1 protein-coding gene is annotated in these 446 nt (G+C 55.4%); it reads left to right on the top strand.

Going from position 1 to position 446, the window contains the following annotated elements:
* Positions 1-14: 14 nt before the first annotated feature.
* Positions 15-446: DsbA family protein (locus ACT3UM_RS24215; RefSeq protein WP_498902565.1), on the top strand; the 432-nt coding region annotated here is incomplete at its 3' end.

The following is a 446-nucleotide window of genomic DNA, read 5'->3' as shown; positions in this document are numbered from 1 at the left end:
CAGAGGACTCCTTGGTGCGCTCACACTCCCCCATCTTGGGGCGAGAAGACGCGCCGGTGACGATTGTGGAATTCTTCGATCCGGCTTGCGAAGCCTGCCGTGCTTTCTACCCCCTGACAAAAAGTATTCTGGAAACCTACCCAGAAAAAGTGCGGCTCATCGTGCGCTACACTCCTTTCCACGGCGACGTATCTGATAAGGCCATTCGGGTATTAGAAGTCGCTCGTCGTCAGGGCGTCTTTGAACCGGTACTTGAGAGGCTGCTGGCTCGCCAGGATCAATGGGCTTCACATGGCAGTTTTGATGAATCCGCTATCCTCGATATCGCGAGCCAAGGGGGCCTTGATTTAGCGGCTGCCGAAGAGCAACTGACTTCTGCTGAGGTGCAGGCGGTGATTGACCAAGACATGGCGGATGTCAGAGCCAATCAGATTCGCCAAACACCC

The organism is Halomonas sp. AOP13-D3-9 (assembly GCF_052379125.1).
GTDB lineage: Bacteria > Pseudomonadota > Gammaproteobacteria > Pseudomonadales > Halomonadaceae > Vreelandella.
Note: the sequence above shows the minus strand (reverse complement) of the source record. Positions and strands in the feature narration are given on the sequence as shown.